Annotated in this window: 9 protein-coding genes; 2 read left to right on the top strand and 7 right to left on the bottom strand. The window is 51.7% G+C overall.

All coding sequences use genetic code 11. From position 1 onward, the window contains the following. The first annotated feature begins 266 nt into the window (after positions 1–266). The gene (locus CX651_RS14925) at positions 267–992 is read left to right on the top strand and encodes a BUD32 family EKC/KEOPS complex subunit (RefSeq protein WP_101056683.1); all 726 of its coding nucleotides are present in this window, start codon (positions 267–269) and stop codon (positions 990–992) included. 465 nt (positions 993–1457) lie between these two features. After that, positions 1458–4403, top strand: coding sequence for an NEW3 domain-containing protein (locus CX651_RS14920; RefSeq protein ID WP_101056682.1), 2946 nt, complete (start codon positions 1458–1460; stop codon positions 4401–4403). A 102-nt stretch (positions 4404–4505) separates the two neighbouring features. On the opposite strand, the gene CX651_RS14915 is transcribed toward CX651_RS14920, so the two are convergent. The 7 genes from CX651_RS14915 to CX651_RS14885 all read right to left on the bottom strand — a co-directional run bounded on the left by CX651_RS14915 (position 4506) and on the right by CX651_RS14885 (position 17822). Continuing rightward, on the bottom strand, positions 4506–6800 hold the full coding sequence (locus CX651_RS14915; RefSeq protein ID WP_101056681.1) for a hypothetical protein: 2295 nt from the start codon (positions 6798–6800) through the stop codon (positions 4506–4508). A gap of 382 nt (positions 6801–7182) precedes the next feature. Then, positions 7183–7845 carry a DsbA family protein gene (locus CX651_RS14910; RefSeq protein ID WP_157822691.1) on the bottom strand — a complete coding sequence of 221 codons (663 nt, stop codon included), beginning with the start codon at positions 7843–7845 and terminating at the stop codon, positions 7183–7185. Positions 7846–7988: 143 nt separating this feature from the next. Beyond that, complete coding sequence (locus CX651_RS14905; protein ID WP_101056679.1) at positions 7989–9356, bottom strand: sigma-54-dependent transcriptional regulator; 1368 nt, start codon at positions 9354–9356, stop codon at positions 7989–7991. Positions 9357–9419: 63 nt separating this feature from the next. Then, positions 9420–10319: an MBL fold metallo-hydrolase gene (locus tag CX651_RS14900; protein WP_101056678.1), complete on the bottom strand. Its 900-nt coding sequence runs from the start codon at positions 10317–10319 to the stop codon at positions 9420–9422. Positions 10320–10428: 109 nt separating this feature from the next. Further along, positions 10429–13500 (bottom strand): efflux RND transporter permease subunit, encoded by a 3072-nt coding sequence (locus CX651_RS14895; protein WP_101056677.1) that lies wholly within the window; start codon positions 13498–13500, stop codon positions 10429–10431. Then, positions 13497–16745, bottom strand: a complete 3249-nt coding sequence (locus tag CX651_RS14890) for an efflux RND transporter permease subunit (protein WP_101056676.1) — start codon at positions 16743–16745, stop codon at positions 13497–13499. The genes CX651_RS14895 and CX651_RS14890 overlap by 4 nt, the downstream gene beginning before the upstream one ends. Positions 16746–16766: 21 nt before the next feature. Further along, positions 16767–17822 carry an efflux RND transporter periplasmic adaptor subunit gene (locus tag CX651_RS14885; protein ID WP_101056697.1) on the bottom strand — a complete coding sequence of 352 codons (1056 nt, stop codon included), beginning with the start codon at positions 17820–17822 and terminating at the stop codon, positions 16767–16769. Positions 17823–18278: the final 456 nt, after the last annotated feature.

Below are 18278 nucleotides of genomic sequence, written 5' to 3'. Positions count from 1 at the left end.
TCTTAAACTCCGATCAGTCTTGCTGATCGGAGCCTGCTAAAAGCCTATCCGCTAGCCCCCCTCATTAGTAGTAGTTGATTTGTTCGCAGCTTGTTAACTTTATTGTTTTGCTGTTTTCATTATTAACCATTTGTGGCGAATTTCACTTGGGATTCGTTAAATAACAAGAGTTTATCCTGAGTTGGTTTGCTTCGAACGCCACTCCCTAAGATACTAATAAGTAATTTCTGTGACTTACAACAAACTCTTTGAAGGAAACCTTGTAGATGACTCAACCCAAATTCAATCAATATGTTCTGCGGGTGCTGGAAGCTCATCCCGGGGAACGTATTTGCTCGTTTGAATATGAGGGTAAAAAGTATTGGCTTAAACAAGCCGAGACACTGCAGGGAGCCATGCGGGTGTTGAAACCCAATCCCCAACTGGCGCTTGAGAAAGAGAAACTGACTCTGGAGCACCTGGCCAGCCGTTCAGCCCCGGTGCCGCGTATTGTTCAGGCCGACAAGGGCTACTTTGTGGTGGAGGATGTTGGAGTAACAGTCAGAGAATGGTTGATACTCAAATCGCAAGATAAACCGGGCATGCAACAGATCCTCAATGACAGCGCAGCAGCGCTGGCTGGTTTACACAGCATGGGGCTGGCCCATGGCCGTCCGGCGCTCAGGGATATCAGTTGGCAGCAAGGACAGGTGACCTTTATCGATTTTGAGGCCAATCAAAAGGGTAAAGACATGCTGATGCAGCAGATAAGGGATCTGCTGGTGTACATTCACAGCTTATATCGCTACATGGGGCCTGCCAATGAAGCGATAACCCAGGCGATAGCCAGTTATCGCCTGGCCGGCGGTGAAGCTATCTGGCGTGAGGCCAAAAGTTTCCTGGTCAGTTGGCAGTGGTTATATCTGTTGCTGCGGCCTTTTCGTGATATCGGCGGCCGCGACCTCAAGCCCATCTATTGGGTGTTGTGGCATTTTCGTAATATTCCCCTCTAAATTTCTGCCTGATTAGTTTCACTCGGGACATGTCCTGTTTGAAGTTGAAAGCAGGGTGTCAAAAAAATGTTATTGGATGTAAATTTGACTTTGTCTAATAACGAACTGTAATGGCAGAAAAAAACACTTATTCAAGTTTACTTTTCATTAACATCATGAATAATGTCAAAAAATAATCTGGTCAAACCAGTTTATTTTTTAATCTTTATTAAGGTCTGTTTTACAAGGAAAACTCCCCAAAGCCGCTAAATTCAAGGGTTTTGAGGGGTGTACAAAATATAGGCTGGTTTATAGAATGTCGTCCTCCTAAGGATTCGAAGAGATCCTGGGCTAAGTTCGAAGCAAGTCCTCATTCACGGCGGAAAGGAAATCTAAAGAGTTACTTGGCTTCCCTGTAAACCATATGCAAAGTCTGCCAGAACCTTTTTTAGGTTTGCAGGGCTTTGTATTGCCTGAGAGACAGATATGACCCGTTCCGTTCTTCTGCTGCTTAGCAGCTTGTTGCTTGCCTTGCCGGTATTGGCTCAGTCCCCTAACGGTGTACAAAAGAACTCCCATAGACATGCCGGGTTTAATGCAACGCCCGCCACTCAACTGAAACAACAGGCGGTTTCTCAATCCCAAGCTCTCGCCAGAGGCCTGAGAGCCAAGAAAGATATTGCCTTGTTGCAATCTCTGGCCGAGTCCAGACAGATGGCTATGCTTGAGTTGGTGCGTAGCCAGCCTCAGGCTGCTTTGGGGTTGATCTTACCTGAGTCTCTCAGAGCCCAGAGCCCAACTGAGTTACAAACTTTTTTTGCATCCGAACAAGAGTTTCAGGGAAAACTTGAGGTTATTTATGAGGAGTTGGCGACAGGTGATGGTCATAAACTCAGATACTTCCTCACCAGTGGCGAAACCTCTGTGGAGCTGTTTTTGCCCAAGGCCGAAGCTGGATTGAAAACCGGCATTCAAGTCAGGGTAAAAGGTTGGCAGTTTAAAGATGCGGCACAAGAGCCCAAGGCTGTAGTTCTTACCAAGCCGGAAAATTTACAGGTTTTGGCTTTGGATGAAACGCAAAGCCAAAACCTGGTCAAGGGTACCGGGGCTGTACTCAGTGGCACCACGGGTGAGCAAAAACTCTTGGTATTGCTGCTTAACTTTCAGGATAACCCGAACCTGCAACCTTGGAGTATCGAGGAAGTACGGCAGATGGTGTTCGGTAGAGTCAATGACTATTACCTGGAAGCCTCATACGGTCAGACCTGGCTCAGTGGTGATGTTAGTGGCTATCTGACTTTGCCAATCGATACTAACTGTGACTATTTTGGAATGGACAGTTATGCCCAACAAGCCGCCAAAGATGCAGGTTTTGATCTGAGTCAGTACTCACGTTTGGTTTATCTCCTGCCTAAGAACAGTAGTTGCAGTTGGCGTGGTCAGGGGACGGTAGGTGGTAGTCCCTCCAGAGCCTGGATCAACGGTGAACTGAATTTGATGACCATAGGGCATGAGCTTGGGCATAACCTGGGCTTGAAACATGCCAAAGAACTTAACTGTGGTAGCGGCTATTTGAGTGATTCCTGTGTTGCCATTACCTATGGCGATACGCTGGACATCATGGGTAAGTCGGAAGGACATTTCAATCTGTTGAACAAGGCCCGCTTAGGTTGGTTGACCGAAGAGCGGGGCGATATTGTCAGCGCCGATGAAGCCGGTAGTTTTCAGCTGGCTCCCTATGAAAGTGATGCGCAAGGGGGGGCTCGCGGCCTGAAAGTTCGTCGTGGCACAGACAGTTTGAGTGGTGAGCCGCTTTGGTACTATCTTGAGTATCGTCAGCCTCTGGGATTTGATGCCTTTATGGCAGGCAAGGCGGTGACTCAAGGCGTGCTGGTGCACCTTAACAGTAGCGATCAGGATATCGAGAGCAGTCAATTATTGGACATGACCCCGCAGAGTAGCCTGTTTGACCTCGACGATGCTGCCCTGGTTGTCGGCAACAGTTACACAGATAGCGATGCCGGCGTGAGTTTTACCACTGAATATGCCGATGCCAACGGTGCTGGAGTTTATGTTGATTACCAGGGGAGGGCCTGTGTGGCAGCTGCGCCTGAGCTGGTGCTTGAGCAGCAAACCCCGCAGTGGGTTCAGCCGGGAACCTTGGTTACCTATAACGCAATACTGACCAACAGGGATAGTCTGGAATGTGCTGCCAGTGTGTTTGCGCTGAATGCTTCAGTACCTGCAGGTTGGCAATTCCAAGGGAGTAGTGTTGAGTTGGCTCCGGGTCAAAGTCAACCCGTGAGCTTTAGCTTGAGTTCGGCTGCAGATGTTACGCCTGGCCTTTATGAAGTTTCTGTGGTTGCCGCCAATCAAGCCGATAGTGGTTACCAGAGTGAAGTACTGCTTGGATATATGGTGGACGAAGTCGCTGCGGTTTGTGAATTGGCAGCACCATCCTGGGCACTGGAGCAGGCCAATGTGATTGCTGTACCGGGGGAGACGGTAACTTATCAGGGGACTTTGACCAACAACAGCAACACGAGTTGTGAGGCGGCAGAATATCGACTGACGGCGGCTTTACCCAGCGGTTGGCAGGCAAACAGCGGTCGCGTTATTCTGGCCCCGGGGGAGAGTGCCAATGTCGGTATTCAGATTACCTCCAGTGAACAGAGTTCCGATGGGGTATACAATTTTAGTTTGGCAGCTGTGCAGAACGATGCGCCGGAGTACCAGAGCTCGGCCTTGGCCAGCTATGCAGTGAAAACACCTTGTAGCTTGGTGGCGCCATTGGTCTCGGTCGTTGGTCCGGATGTCGCGGTCGCTGCCGGGGCTGCTCAAAGCTACCAACTGACTGTCAGCAATAAAAACAGTGGCAGTTGCCAGGCGTCCAGCTATCGCATTTTGGCCGATGTTCCCGCCGGATGGAGTAGTAACAGTCAGGATCTGAACCTGGCTCCGGGAGAGAGCAAAACGGTTTCTGTGACAGTGATTTCTGCTGCTAATGCTGAAGCCGGTGATTATGGGCTGACGTTCAGAGTCTTGGATAATGCTGATAGTGGTTACCAGGCAAGTACTGAAGCCTTGTTTTCAATTGCTGCTCCAGTGAATTCCGCCCCTGAAGCAGTGAATGATAGCGTCAGTATCGCCAGTAAGTCGGCGGTGAGTATCAATGTGCTTGGCAATGACACAGACGCGGATGACGATGTTTTGCAGGTTACGTCAGTTGGTCGCAGCAGCCTGGGCACGGTCGAGCTGTTGGCTAATGGACAGATAAGTTACACACCGGGTAAACGTTTCAAGAGCACAGATAGTTTCAGCTATACCATTTCTGATGGTAAAGAGAGTGCAACCGCAATTGTGACCATCAGTTTGAGCTCGACAGATTCCGGTAGCAGCCAAGGTGGCAATAAGGGAAAGGGTAAGCACTAGTTGATTTTGGTTTTGTATGACAATCAAACTGGCTGAAGCCAAGAGTGGAAAAGCCAAGGGGTAATACCCTTGGCTTTTTGTATTGGAGAACGCCTGAGCTGGTTAGTTCTCATTGGTGCCGACTTGAATGGTCACATCGGCTGTAGATTCATCTCCTTTACTGTTAACCAGTTTCACTATCACATCACCCAGGAAGACGATAGGATCTGTGTTTTCCAAACCGGGTTTAAATTCTATGGTAAAGGCACAGAAGTAGTCTTCTGTTCCAGAACCTGTGTAACCAAATGGATGGTTTAATGCACAGGAACCATAGTTGACGCCTTCGAAAGTGCCGCCCGAATTAATCAGTTTGAAACCGGGCATATCGGCACCTGGGAACACATCGACACCTGCAGCGGTGAGCATAGTCAGGTTGGCATTGTTCACGTCGGCATTATGCATACCCAGTACCACCAACATACTGGCGGCAAAGTCCATATCAACTGCGGGTGACCCTGGGGTAAAGGTTACAGTGGCATCATCCATGGCATCCACGGCCTGGCCATCTTCATCTGTACCGTATATGGTTGCCAGATTGGTATGTATATCTGTCCTGTTTCCTTGCACCTGCAGTGTGATGGTACAACTGGCATTGTGACCGGGATCCAGCATTAAACCAGCGAGTGGTGCCGGACCATATGGCAAGCCGTCAACAGTGTCTACTTCACATTTAGCGGTAAGATCACCAAATACAGAGTCATCCAAGGTGTTGAAGGTCACGGTATCAACTGTGTTTTGACCATTGATTTGATCTTTAACACCAAACAGGAAGGTAAACTCCACATCACGGAAGATAGAGAGGTCATCACCTGTTTCCAGTACAGAAGTAGGATCGGCACTCTTATCCAAGGTGATCATGGAAGGAATGTCATTGATAACCACTGTGGCTGAGTCGGCAGCCATAGCTTCTATCATCTCATCGTCATAGGCCTTGGCAGTCACGGTATTAGTGTGAGAACCGGCGCCGGTGCCACTGATAAATTCAGTGAAGCTACATTCATAGTAACTACCGTAGGCGATATCGAGATAAGTACTACAACTCCCTTTGCCATTGAGATCACCAAACTTGTCATCTACCAAATAGAAGAGTTCAAGTGGTGAATCATAGGCTTCGGCAGTGTTATTGACCCTAACGGTATAAGTCACGTTTCCACCTGACTCAGGAACCTGATCCGGGCTTGCAGTTTTCAACACTGTGATGGTGGGGTTCAGGTTTTCAACCTGTACTTGGACCACATTGGAGCAGTGTTCACCGTCTATGCCGTTAACCGCAGCACAGCTGTTGCTGTCGATGACGTCATCGCCGTTTTTGTCTTCCAGCGCCAGCTTAATCAAGTCATCATACAACTCGATATTAGGGGCAAGATCCGGCAAGTCCCTATCGACTATATGAACAGTAAACTGACAGCTATAAGACCCACTTGGCAGAATTTCTCCTCCATTAGCCGGTTGAGTACAGTTGGAGGATTTTAGGTACACACCATCACTGGCTCCCACAGGTCCGCCTGCACTCCACAAGTTCAGTGAAGTGTCATAGTTACCATCGGCACCAATATCCACTTCATCGCTTAACGAAGTGATGAACAGTGAAGTTTGGGCATTGGGGTTGTTGAAACTCAACTCAAAAGTGTAAGTGCCTCCGGGTTCATTTTGGGTATTGCTGGTGATGAGTTTTTTATTGATCACAGGTGGGTTGGGTTTGATAAAGACGTCGATATCAAACGCATCGCAACGACACTTGGATGGTGTGCCGGGGGCAGCGGGATTGTTTTCACTGCAATCGGCACCGGTTTTGTTGTGCCAGGCGGCACAGTAATTGAACTCAGCCTTGCCTGAGTTATCATCATCGCGACAGAACAGGGTGATCTGCTCGCCGCTATAGACATGAGTGGCATCATAACCTGCAGCTTTACTGATATCGGCACAGGCATCGAGGTTTTCTTCCAGGTCAACGCCGGGACCATTGGTACGCCCGAGCAGAATTGAACACTCATTATTGGGATCTGAGTCCTGAGCACTCCAACTGCCTTCCGGCAGATAGACGGAATAGTCATACCTTTGATTAGCAGTAGTAGTAATGGTCACATCAGCCAGGAAAGTCACATCGTCTCCCAGGACGCATTCTACCGGCGTGGTACCATCCAGATTGCGGACATTATCCACCTTACTTACCCTGACATCATTGGCTGTACAATTGAGGGCAAATCCCGCTTGTTCGGCCATACAAGCTTGATCGAACTGTTGCGGGAAGAAGGAGGCGTTGACGGGCGTCAAACTCGAGGCACCGTAAAGCGAGGCGCCGCCAATCAGGACGACACCCAGAGCCCTGATCAGCCAGTTACACTGGAATAGTTTCATCTTGCTATCCCTCCGAAGTTTGTTTGGCCACTGACAGTGGCCGCACATTTTAGTGAGCTTGCTGCAATCGAGTAACATCACCGGTTAAGGCTTCCCAAAGGAATGGCCGGATTCGCACAGCAAATATCCAAACGCCTCCCTGATAAGCAAACGTCATTCCATATGGTTAATATTCTGATTTTTTTGTGTTTTTTCTGTTTTGTCTGTCAGGTGTAACAGTCTGGGTGTTTCGTCTTTGGAACACTGTGAATGGCTTGCTTTAGAATCAGATGTTTGGGTATGTTTCAGCTTGTATCACTTGTTCAGTAGCAGGCCTGCGTGTAGCGCAGGCCAGTTTGTTTGGAGCGGAGGAGGGAGTGCGTCGGTGGGCAGAAGAGTCAGACTAATTATCCTGCTGTAATTTATCCAAAATGGCACTAAAGGCTTCGTAGGGATGAGCTCCTACCAATAACTTGGGTGTCTGCATCTGGTTATTACTTACTCGACCTATGATAAAACTTGGGGTGCCAGTGACGCCATATTGCTGACCGTACTGGAGATCTGCCATGACACTCGCCTTAATGGCAGGATCATCAAGGCAGGCTTCAAAGTCCGGCAGTTGTAAATCTTGCTGCTTGGCACTACTTAAATAGAGTTCAGGATTGAGCCGGGTAATATTGGCAAAAAGTTGTTCTCGCATTGGCCAGTACCTATCTTGTTTGCCGGCACAGGCTGCTGCAATAGCAGCGCTTTCGGCATTGGCGTGAAAGCTTAGCGGAAAGTTGCGAACCAGGTATCTGACCTTACCTGTATCTATATATTGCTGCTTGAGTTTGGGAAAACTGAGCTCCAAAAAGCGTTTGCAATAGGGACATTGAAAGTCTGAAAACTCTACTATGACGATAGGTGCGTCAGATTGACCCAAGGAGGGTAGCTTGCCTTGATTATCCAGGTCAGCCAAGGGCGGCAACTCTTTGGCTTTAGGGGCTGTCGATGCTGTAGCTATTTCATGGATCTCCTTGATTTGTTTCTCCATTTTAACCAGTTGGAGTTTGATCTCAGCCATAGATTGTTTAAGTTCCTGCTCTGAAGAGGATGGCTGTTGTGGCTGACACCCAGACAGCAATAATAGTGGAAGCCAGATAAACATCAGCGGATGATTGAACATAGTGAGCTCCTATAGTGGCTGCCACTGACTCCCTGGCAGCATCAGAGTTGAATTTGACACTTCTTTATCAAGCGATAGAAGGTCGTTCTGGAAATATTGAGTTGTCGGGCGGCAGCTGAGATATTGTGGCGGTTATCGGCAATGGCTTTGAGCAGCACTTCGGCATCCAGGTTATCCCTTTGTTTGGCCAGTTCTGCATCAGGGTTATGCTCTTTTATTCTATCAAGCCCCAGGGCCTTGGCTGAGATCTCTGAGCCTTCGGCCATTACCGCTGCACGGCGAATACGGTTTTGCAGTTCCCTGACATTACCCGGCCAGTTGTAATTCTGAATGGCATTCAGGGCTTGGTTACTGAATACCAGTGAACTGGCATTGCCCGGAATGTTTTGCAAAAAACGTTCTGCCATGGGAATGATATCGCTCTTGTACTCCCTCAGGCTGGGGACATGTAGCCGCAGTACGTTGAGACGATGATAGAGATCTTCCCTAAATCGACCTTCATCGACGGCGTTTTCAAGGTCTTGATGGGAGGCAAATATCAGTCGACAGTTGACTGTTTGTGGATGGCAAGCGCCTATCCGCATAATTTGTTTGTCATCGAGAAAGTGCAGCAGATTCACCTGGAGATCCAGCGGCAGATCGGCGATTTCATCCAGAAACAGGGTGCCGCCATCGGCTTGTTCCAAATGTCCTATATAGCGCTTGTCTGCTCCGGTAAAGGCGCCTTTTTCATGGCCAAACAGTGTTGATTGGATCAGGCTGGCGGGCAGGGCGCCGCAGTTGAGGGTAACGAAAGGGCCTTGACGGCGATGAGACAGAAAATGCAACCATTTGGCACAAAGGCCTTTTCCTGAGCCGGTTTCACCGCTGAGAAGAACGGTATCGTCTGATTGCCCCAGTTTTTCCAGATCCCGACGCAAGGTTTGGATCAGTGGGTGCTTGCCTTCAATAGCCGTCAGCGGGGCGTCATCAATGGCGACGGTGGGGTTGTCCCGTGCCAGTTGAGACATACCCCAGGCATGGCCCAGAGAGTCATTGAAGCGGCACCAGTTCAAAGGCTTGTGGTAGTAATCGATAAAGTTTGCCGATAACAGCCAGCTACAACTTGTGTCCAATATGCCATCTGTCACCGCCAACCATTGCAGTTTGGGGTGTTTTCTTTGGATATCGGCTATTTCTCTGGCCTGGCACCTATGGCTACTGGTTTCAATGACCGCCACAATTACCCTGATGTCGTATTGACCCAGTAGGGTCAATGCATCACGGGCTTGCTGTGCTTTGAAACAATGCCAGCCAAAGGGTGCCAACTCGGCGGCAATGTCAGGCAAGCCATCGACAGGATCCAGGACCAATATGTTACGCCGACTGATTCTGGACCCTTTAGAATCGCTTGGAACATCTTGGTTCATGAGCGTTCAGATCCCTGGGCGTATCAGACTTTAAGTTTAGTCAGCTCAGGGAAGAGCCTCAAGTTACCGGACAGGGTTTTGGTCGTCTGCAATCCCTGAATATAGGGTCTTGACCCAGCGCTCCTTTGGGATGAACTGCCAGCCCCATTCCCGCCATGCTTGGGGTAGTTCTGTGGCCTGCATCTGCTCGAGAGACATGCCGCGCTGCTTGCCCTCTTTCATCCAATTGATGCAGTCATCCAGCATATGTTTGAACCTCAGGAGATCGGCCTTGTTGGCCAGTTCACCATGACCTGGAATAACCAAGGTATCCTGTTCTATGAGTTCAAGCACGGCCGCGACATTGTCTCTGTAGCCGATGACTGAGCCGCCGTGGTCGAGATCGATAAAGGGAAATCTGTCTTTAAAGAAGAGATCGCCCATATGTACCAGTTTGCGATCCTGCCACAGCACCAGGGTGTCACCATCCGTATGCCCTGGGCCCAGATGAATAAGTTCCAACACCTGGTTGTTGAAGTGAATTTTCAGTCCCTTGTCATAGGTGATAACAGGTAGCGCCTTCTTTTGGGGTTCCTTCTCACTCAACCGCTTGAGCACATTCTCGTGGGCAAGAATGTTGGCGTTTTGGCCAAAGTACAGATTGCCCCCGGTATGATCGCCGTGAAAATGGGTATTGATGACAAAAGCCGGATGGCCCGGCTTGAGACCCTGTAATGCCGCAGAAATCTTCTCTGCCAGCGGCGCAAACTGGTCATCTATGATAAGCAGTCCATCCTCCCCGGCGCTGACACCTATGTTGCCGCCGGCGCCTGTTAACATATAGCGACCTGGCAGCAGTTCATGAGTGGTTATCTTGACCTCGGCATAGGGATTCTCGGCATAGGAATTATTTTCCGCCGCGGCAGCCAAGCTGACAAGTGTAAACAGCACGAGTGATGTAAAGCGTTTACGCAAAAATGGCATGGGAACTCCAAATAGTTGAGTGCTGGGATAAAGCTAGTTCGCTATTGATGTCCGGGCAATAAAAAAGCTGCAATGGCAGCTTTTTTATCTGTTCTGCGGTGTTTTCAGCTCAGGTCCAGGGCAGCAGGCGCTGACTGAGTTTAAGCGATTGCCCGAGCCTGATGGCCGCATTATGACGCAGGCGGAAGAAGGCCTGGTAACACAGGGGCACCAAATAGAGGCTGGTCAGGGTGGAGAAACTCAAGCCGCCTATGATGGCAATCGCCATAGGTGAGTATGGCGGGCCACCGCCGCCTATCTGGGTGTCTCCCAGCGCCAGAGGAAGCAGGCCCAGAACTGTGGTCCCAACCGTCATCAATACCGGCCGCAAGCGGGTGACACAGACAGAGGCGATGACCTCAGACAACTGCTCCAGTGGTGGCGTCATCTGATTGATTTGATCCACCAGCACTATGCCGTTGTTGACCACTATCCCCATCAGGATCAGTATGCCTATCATGGCCATCACGGACATAGGCGTGCCACTCAGCCACAGGGCCCAGAATACCCCAGTGATGGAGAAGAGTATGCTGGTAATGATGGCGCTCGGCAGCAGCAGCGACTCAAACAAAGCCGCCATCACTATATAGATCATGGCAATCGCCAACACCATGTTGATCAGCATGACTGACTCTTCCTCGTCCTGACGTTGAAAGCCGCCTCTGAGTGAGTAGTCATAACCATGGGGGAAGTTGACATGCTTGAGCGCCGCCATGATCTGTTTCTGCGCCTCTTCCATACTGAGATCTTCAAGGTTAGCGCCTATGGAAAGTGCCGTCTGGCGATCATAGTGACGAATGACATCGAATCTGGGGACAATTTCCACCTTGGCCAGACTCTCGAGCGAATAGACCTTGTTGTCCTGCCGCACTATGGGCAATTGTTTTAGCCGCTCCAGCGACTGACGCCAGTCGCGTTCAAAGGCCAGTTCGATTCTGAGCTCACCACTGGGATCGTGGCGAAATGAACGCAGTGCCGCGCCCCGCAGTGCCAGGGAGATACTGCCGGCAATATCCTTGATGCTCAGTCCCAGGCGGGCGGCCAGCTCTCTGTCTATCTGTACTATCACCTCCTGCTGGGCACCGTTGAGCTCAGAGCGCACATCATGCAGGCCCTCTATGTTGGAGAGCAAAGGGATCACCTGTTCACTGAGGCGAATAAGCTCTGAGGTGGAGCGTCCGGTCAGTGTGACTCTGACGCCGGACTCATCGCTGCCCCAGCCAAACTGAGGCTTGGCAATGGAGAACTTGGGAAATCCTTCGCGGATCCGCTTTTTCAGCTCGGCGACATCTTCTTCCAGATCCGGCTTCAGCAGTATGGTGGAAGAGGCATCCTCTGGAGAGTAATAGCTGTAGACGGCATCTATGTGGAACTCTTCCTTATGGGCATAGAGGTAGTCCTCCATCTGGCTGACCATGGCCTCGGTGACCGCCAGGCTGTGACGTCCTTCCAACTGGTAGTTGATGTAGAAGCGCTCCTTGCTTTGGCTGTCCTGACTATCCTGTTTCACCAGCGACAGCGGCAGGGCGGTTGACAGTAACATCAGCAGTGCCAGGCAAGTAGCGATTTTCGGGTGCTGCAGTATCCAGTTGAGACTGGTGTGGTAAGACTTCTGCAGCCGCGATTCTTTCTCGACCCGCTCAAACCTGAGTTGCAGTTTTGACAGCATCAAGGGGATCAGCGTCTTGGCCACCAACAGCGAGGCCGCCAGCGAAATGCAGATGGCGATGGCAACATGTTCGAGGAAGATAGTCAGCTCCACTTTGACCCCGAAAATATTCGGCAGGAACACTATCGCCGTGGTCAGGGTGCCGGCCAGCACCGCCAGCGCCACCTTGTCGACCCCGTTGAGGATTGCCCGATCGCCAGTGTTGTTGGAGTTGTCATCTGTATTGTTATCGACAGCGCCATGTTGCTGCTCCTGCAACACACTCTCTGTGACCACCACGGCATTATCAATCAGCATACCTATCGCCAGCAGCAGCCCCATCATAGAGAGAATATTGAGGCTGTAGCCGAGAAAGTACATGCCGGCCAATGTCATACAGATGGAGATGGGCACGGAGGAAACCACCACCAGGGTCATGCGCAGGTTGCGCAGGAACAGATACAGCACGGCAAAGGAGAGCAGGGCGCCCAGCAGACCGGACATCAACAAGTCCTTGAGCGACGATTTCACTCCGTGGGCCTGATCTTCCATGATAAACAGCTTGATCCCCTGAAATTGCTTGTCCTCTCTGGCGGCCTCAATCACTTTAAGCACCCTAGTCGAAACCTCCACCAGATTGGCGCCGGATTCCTTGAACACATCCAGGCCGACGGCATATTTCTTATCCAGATGGCGGCCCTCGGTGGCTTCAGGCAGGGCGAAATTGACTTCGCTGATATCGCCCAGGGTCAAACCCGGCAGCAATACCAGCGCCTTGATCTCTTCGAGATTACGGAACTCGCCCTTGGGCGACACCTGATAGACCCGGCCGTTGTCCCTCAGGTTGCCGCCGCTTATCACAAAGTTTTCTGCCGCCAGACGCTTGTGAATGGCGGGAACACTCATGCCACTGGCGGCCAGGCGCTGGGCATCGAGACGTATCTCTATCTGTTTTTGCTCCACACCATAGAGGGTGACCTTGGAGACACCTTCCACCCGCTCCAGTGGCCGTTTGAGCTGTTTTTCCAGCAGATCGAAGGCGCCGGAGAGTTCCCGCTCACTGGAGATCCTGATATTCAGCATAGGCATGTCGGCAGTGGAGAACTGCATGATAAACACCCGCTCCACATCGGTTGGCAGCAGATGGCGCACCGCATCCACCTTTTCCCGCGCTTCCAGGCTGCGGGCGGCGACGTTTTCACCCCACTTCATTCTCACTTCTATCTCGCTGCCATCCTGGCTGGAACGTGAGCGCAGCTCATCGAGTCCACCCATGGTGGCGAGTGACTCTTCCAGGACATTGGTGATGTCGCGTTCCACTTCCGCCGGAGAGGAGCCTTTGTAAGGCACCTGGATAAAGATCCGCGGTATCTCTATTCCGGGGAACATCTCCAGCGGCAGCAAGCGGCTGGCGGCCAGACCAAAGAGCAGAATGGCCACAAAGAACATGCTGGTGGTCACCGGGCGCTTGAGTGCCAGTTTGGTCAGATTCATGCGCCTTCTCCCATGGTGGCCGGCTCGGCGTACTGTTTGCGGTCGAACAGGGCATAGAGCACAGGAATAACCACCAGAGTCAGCAGAGTCGATAGGCTGAGGCCGAAAATGACAGTGATCGCCATGGGGGCACGCACTTCACTGCCGTCTCCCAAGCCTATTGCCATGGGCAGCAGCCCCAGATTGGTGGTCAGTGTGGTCATCAGTATGGGTCTTAAACGCGATGCTGCCGCTTGCTTGATGGCGTCGAGACGTTGTTTGCCGCTTTGCCTGAGCTGATTGATCCTGTCCACCAGTACTATGGCGTTATTGACCACTATCCCGGCGAGCATGATAAGGCCGATAAAGACGATGACAGACAACTGGGTGCCGGTTATCGCCAGGCCGTAGATACTGCCGCTCAGTGCCATAGGTACAGCCATCAGGATAAGCAAGGGGTGCAGCAATGACTCAAACTGACTGGCCATCACCAGATAAACCAGGAATACCGCCAAGATCAGCGCTATCTTCAACGACTGGAACGAATGCTCCATCTCTTCATTCTGACCGCCGAATCGGCTTTGCACCGAGGCGGGCAGCGTCAGTTGGCTGAGAATGCGTTTGGCACTGGTCACCGCCTGATTGAGATCGCCATAGGCCAGATTGGCCGACACTATGGCTACCCGCTGCTGGCTGATGCGATTGATTGCCGAAGGTCCCAGAGTCAACGAGACATCGGCCACGGCGCTCAAGGGGATGGGCTGGGGGCTGGATGGGTTGATCAGCATGGCATCGATATCGCTTATCTGATTGCGTTCATCCAACTCGCTGCGCACCAGAATATCTATCTTGCGCTCCCTGAGAGTGTATTTGCTGGCTACGGTACCGCCAACCCGCTGGGCTATGCTGGTGGCCACGGTTGGTGCATCCAGGCCAAGGGCGGCCATTCTGGCGTGATCAAAACGGATACTCAGCTCCGGCTGACCGTCACGCAGGCTGCTGCTGACATCGACAAAGCGGGGATCGCCCTCCAGCGCCTTAACCAGTGAAGCGGCCGAGGTTTTCAACTGTTCCAGTTCATAGCCGGACAACTCTATCTCCAGCGGAGTCTTGAAGCTGAACAGCTCGGGATATTGGATCTGCGCTTCCAGCTCGGGAATAGTGCGCAAAGTGCTGCGCAGTTTGGCGGCAACTTGGTCAAACGCGCGGTGATCGGCCAGCACCACCTGCAGACGCCCCCAGTTTTCGCCGCCGCGCCGGGTATCCGAGGTCATGAGACCACCGCTGCCGGCCTGGCTGTATGCGTGTTTCACTTCCTTTCTGTCTTTGATAGCCAGCGCCAGACGCTGCAATACGGCATCGGTTTGGCTCACCTCACTGCCGGGAGGCAGCAGGATTTCCACATAGAATTCGCCTTGATTCATCGGTGGGATCAGCTCCATTCCCAGGCGGCTCATCAAGACGCCAGAGATGGCGGTGACCGCAATGGCCAGCGCCAGAGTGATGCCACGGAACTTGAGCGCCAGGTTCAGCAGCGGCCGATAGCCATCGGCCAGCCAGCCGTAGCAAAGGTTAAACAGTCTGGACAGTGGCTTCATCACCAGGGATACCAGCCACACCAGCAGCCGGGTGACGATTAACACCAGCGTCAGCAGCAATCTTGGCAGATAGCTGAGCAGCAACAGGAAAGGGAAGGTAAACACAGTGGCGCTGTAATGCTTGAGCTTGCCAAGCTTACCCGCCGGTGGCTGCGGTTTGTCCCGCTTGACCAGTTCCGGCAACATTGTGAAGCCTTCGCGGGAAGCCAGCATAGGAATCGAGGTGAGGGCAACCAGCAAAGAGGCCAGCAGGGCGAAAGTAACGGTCATGGCCTGATCGGCAAACAGGGCTCCGGCAATGCCGTCGACAAATACCAAGGGCACAAATACCGCCAGCGTGGTCAGGGTAGAGGCAAAAATCGCCCCGGCCACCTCTTTGGTTCCTGTGATAGCGGCCTGGCGGCGATCCATCCCCTGGGCCTTGCACCTGTCGATGTTTTCCAGCACCACGATGGCATTGTCCACCAACAACCCCACCGCCAGCGCGATACCGCCGAGCGACATGATGTTAAGACTGATATCGGCAAAATACATCATGTTAAAGGTGGCTATCACAGAGAAGGGGATAGAGATGGAGATGATAAGGGTAGGGATGATGTCTCGAAGGAACAGGTAGATCACCAGCATCGCGAGCAGACTGCCGATGAGGGCTGATGAAGTCACTTCACTGACGGCGCTTTCGATAAACTCCGACTGATCGTAAATTATCTCGGGCACTGGCGTGGCGCTGTCTTTGGCCTCAGAGCGCATCTGTTGCAACTGGCTCTTGAGTTTATTGGCTACGGCTACCGTATTGGCATCGCCCTCCTTATAGATGGCGAGCTCAATGGACTCCTTGCCGCCGATGCGGGTGATATCGCTGCGCTCTTTAAAGGCATCCGTGACCTCGGCTATTTCGCCAAGACGTACCAGGGTATTGCCCTTTTGATAGACAATCACATTGGCCAGCTCATCGAGGGAGTGGAACTGGTTAACGGTGCGCACCAGATATTCGCGGTCGCCCTGGATCACCTTACCGGCAGAAAGGTTGACGTTTTCTTCACTGATACGGTTGCGAATGGCTTCGCTGCTGAGATCCAGCTGCGCCAGTTTCTCTTGATTGAGCAGAATATGCACTTCCTGCTCCAGTCCGCCGGAAAGGCGCACGGCAGCGACTCCGGAAAGTGACTCGAGATCCCGCTTAAGCTCCTCTTCGGCATAAGTCCGCAGGCGCTTGAGCTCGGCTTCTGTGGCTTTGGGGGCTGGCAGTGCCAGGCGCATGATGGGATCGAGATTGGGATTAAAGCGCAGCAACAAAGGCTTTTTTACATCCAGCGGCAGCTCTATGGTGTCGAGTTTTTCCCGCACATCGAGACTGGCCATATCCATCTCTGTGCCCCATTCAAATTCGAGCACTACATCGGACATACCGGAGCGGGAAATCGAACTTATCTGCCTCAAGCCTTTAACAATACCGACCGCTTCCTCGATAGGTTTGGAGATAAGCTGCTCCACCTCCACGGGTGCCGCGCCCTCGTACAGGGTGCGTATGGTGAGTGTGGGGTAGCTCAAGTCAGGCAACAGCTTTACCGCCAGACGGGAGAAACCCACCATGCCGAACAGGATAACGGCCAGCATAAACATCCAGACGGTCACCGGACGCTTGACCGAAGTGGTAATAATAGACATAAGAGGTGGTCCTTGTGACAGTTAGTTGGCCTTGGCCAGATCCAGCGGAGCTATCACTTCCACCAATGATTGATCCTTGAGATTGTGTTGACCGCGAACCACCACCTGTTCACCCGGACTTATGCCCTCAATGATTTCCACTTTATCGTCCTGGCGGTAACCCAGTTTGACCTCGCGGCGCTGCGCCTTGCCCTCTTCGATAACATAGAGCGCCTTGCGATCATCCTGATTGATGACGGCGTTATAGGGCACCACTATCACATTGTCGTGGGTGTCGTATCTGAGTTCCACCCGGGTAAACATCCCGGCCTTGAGACTGGCATCCTGATTGGGGATCGAAAGGGTTACCTTGAAAGTACCGCTGGTAGCTTCCACCACAGGGCTTATTCTGAGCACCTTGGCCGCCACTTGCTGCTGGCGGGAACTGATGACTTCGGCTTCCTGACCTATGCGCAAACTGCTCAGTTGCTGCTCCGGCAGATTGACTATGCCGTAGAGCTCATCCTGATTGACCAGGTAGAACAGCTCTTCAAACTCCTTGGCCATATTGCCCTGTTTGACAAAACGTTTGGCGACGACGCCATCTATGGGAGAGCGGATTTGGCTTTCTTCCACCTGCAGTTTGGCCAAATCCCGACGCGCCTTGGCGGCTTGCAGGTTGAATTCCAGTTTGGCCATGGCATCGGCACTGACAAACTCACGATTATTCATTTTCTTCAGCCGGTTGAGCTCCTGCTCGATGATTTGCACCTCGGCTTCGGCCTTATCCAGTTCATAACGTTGGCGACGGGAGTCTATCACCGCCAGCAACTGTCCCTTGCTGACTCTGTCACCTTCCTCGACTTGCAGAGTTTCTATCAGCCCGGCAATACGGCTGACCACATGGGCTTCTTGTGGCGCTTCCAGTGTGGCTGTGGTGGCGTAGAAGGAGGAAACCTGGCCTTGAGTGACTATGCTGGTCTCGACCGGAATGGCAAAGGCTTGTTGTTCTTCTTCCTGCTGCTGTTCACTGCAGCCGCTGGCCAGAGACCCAAGCAGCAAAACCGTGCTCAGGGTGTAGGTGAGGTTACGCTTCATGTGAAAGTCCTTATCTTGATCTTTGTTGCGATAAAGCAAAACTGGTGCCAGTTTTAAATTTCCTTTTAAAACAATTGGTAATGGTATTTTTGTGTTTGCCCTATTGCGGTGTTTGATGCCAATGTAGCGAAAAAGTTTATTTTGTGATGTTTTTTGCCAGTGGTGTTCATTATAGCGTTTGGCTTTATGGGCAAAGAGTGAAAATAGGCCAGACTGAAGACTTCATACTGGCTCATTATGTAGCTTGGACAAGTAAAGAAGGACGCTGGAATAAGATTCGAGCCGGTAAAAGGTCTTCACTCAGATACAAGGCTCTGCTGGATGGCAACGTAGTTCACTTAAGCGGGGCTGCCTTGTGATTAACAGGGTATCGGGTCTTTGATATTTTTACCGCCCTAGGTCGATTTGGCTTAGGGCGTTTGTCTATAAAGAGGATGGACAAGTCTCCTCGCAGAC

Source organism: Shewanella chilikensis, from assembly GCF_002836945.1.
GTDB lineage: Bacteria > Pseudomonadota > Gammaproteobacteria > Enterobacterales > Shewanellaceae > Shewanella > Shewanella chilikensis.
This window is presented reverse-complemented; position numbering and strand designations above follow the sequence as displayed.

What these genes read in the sequence shown, in the direction of transcription:
- CX651_RS14925 (WP_101056683.1), top strand. Translation starts at nt 267, where the DNA reads ATGACTCAACCCAAATTCAATCAATATGTTCTGCGGGTGCTGGAAGCT.
- CX651_RS14890 (WP_101056676.1), bottom strand. Translation starts at nt 16,745, where the DNA reads ATGTCTATTATTACCACTTCGGTCAAGCGTCCGGTGACCGTCTGGATG.
- CX651_RS14900 (WP_101056678.1), bottom strand. Translation starts at nt 10,319, where the DNA reads ATGCCATTTTTGCGTAAACGCTTTACATCACTCGTGCTGTTTACACTT.
- CX651_RS14910 (WP_157822691.1), bottom strand. Translation starts at nt 7,845, where the DNA reads ATGGCTGAGATCAAACTCCAACTGGTTAAAATGGAGAAACAAATCAAG.
- CX651_RS14885 (WP_101056697.1), bottom strand. Translation starts at nt 17,822, where the DNA reads ATGAAGCGTAACCTCACCTACACCCTGAGCACGGTTTTGCTGCTTGGG.
- CX651_RS14905 (WP_101056679.1), bottom strand. Translation starts at nt 9,356, where the DNA reads ATGAACCAAGATGTTCCAAGCGATTCTAAAGGGTCCAGAATCAGTCGG.
- CX651_RS14915 (WP_101056681.1), bottom strand. Translation starts at nt 6,800, where the DNA reads ATGAAACTATTCCAGTGTAACTGGCTGATCAGGGCTCTGGGTGTCGTC.
- CX651_RS14895 (WP_101056677.1), bottom strand. Translation starts at nt 13,500, where the DNA reads ATGAATCTGACCAAACTGGCACTCAAGCGCCCGGTGACCACCAGCATG.
- CX651_RS14920 (WP_101056682.1), top strand. Translation starts at nt 1,458, where the DNA reads ATGACCCGTTCCGTTCTTCTGCTGCTTAGCAGCTTGTTGCTTGCCTTG.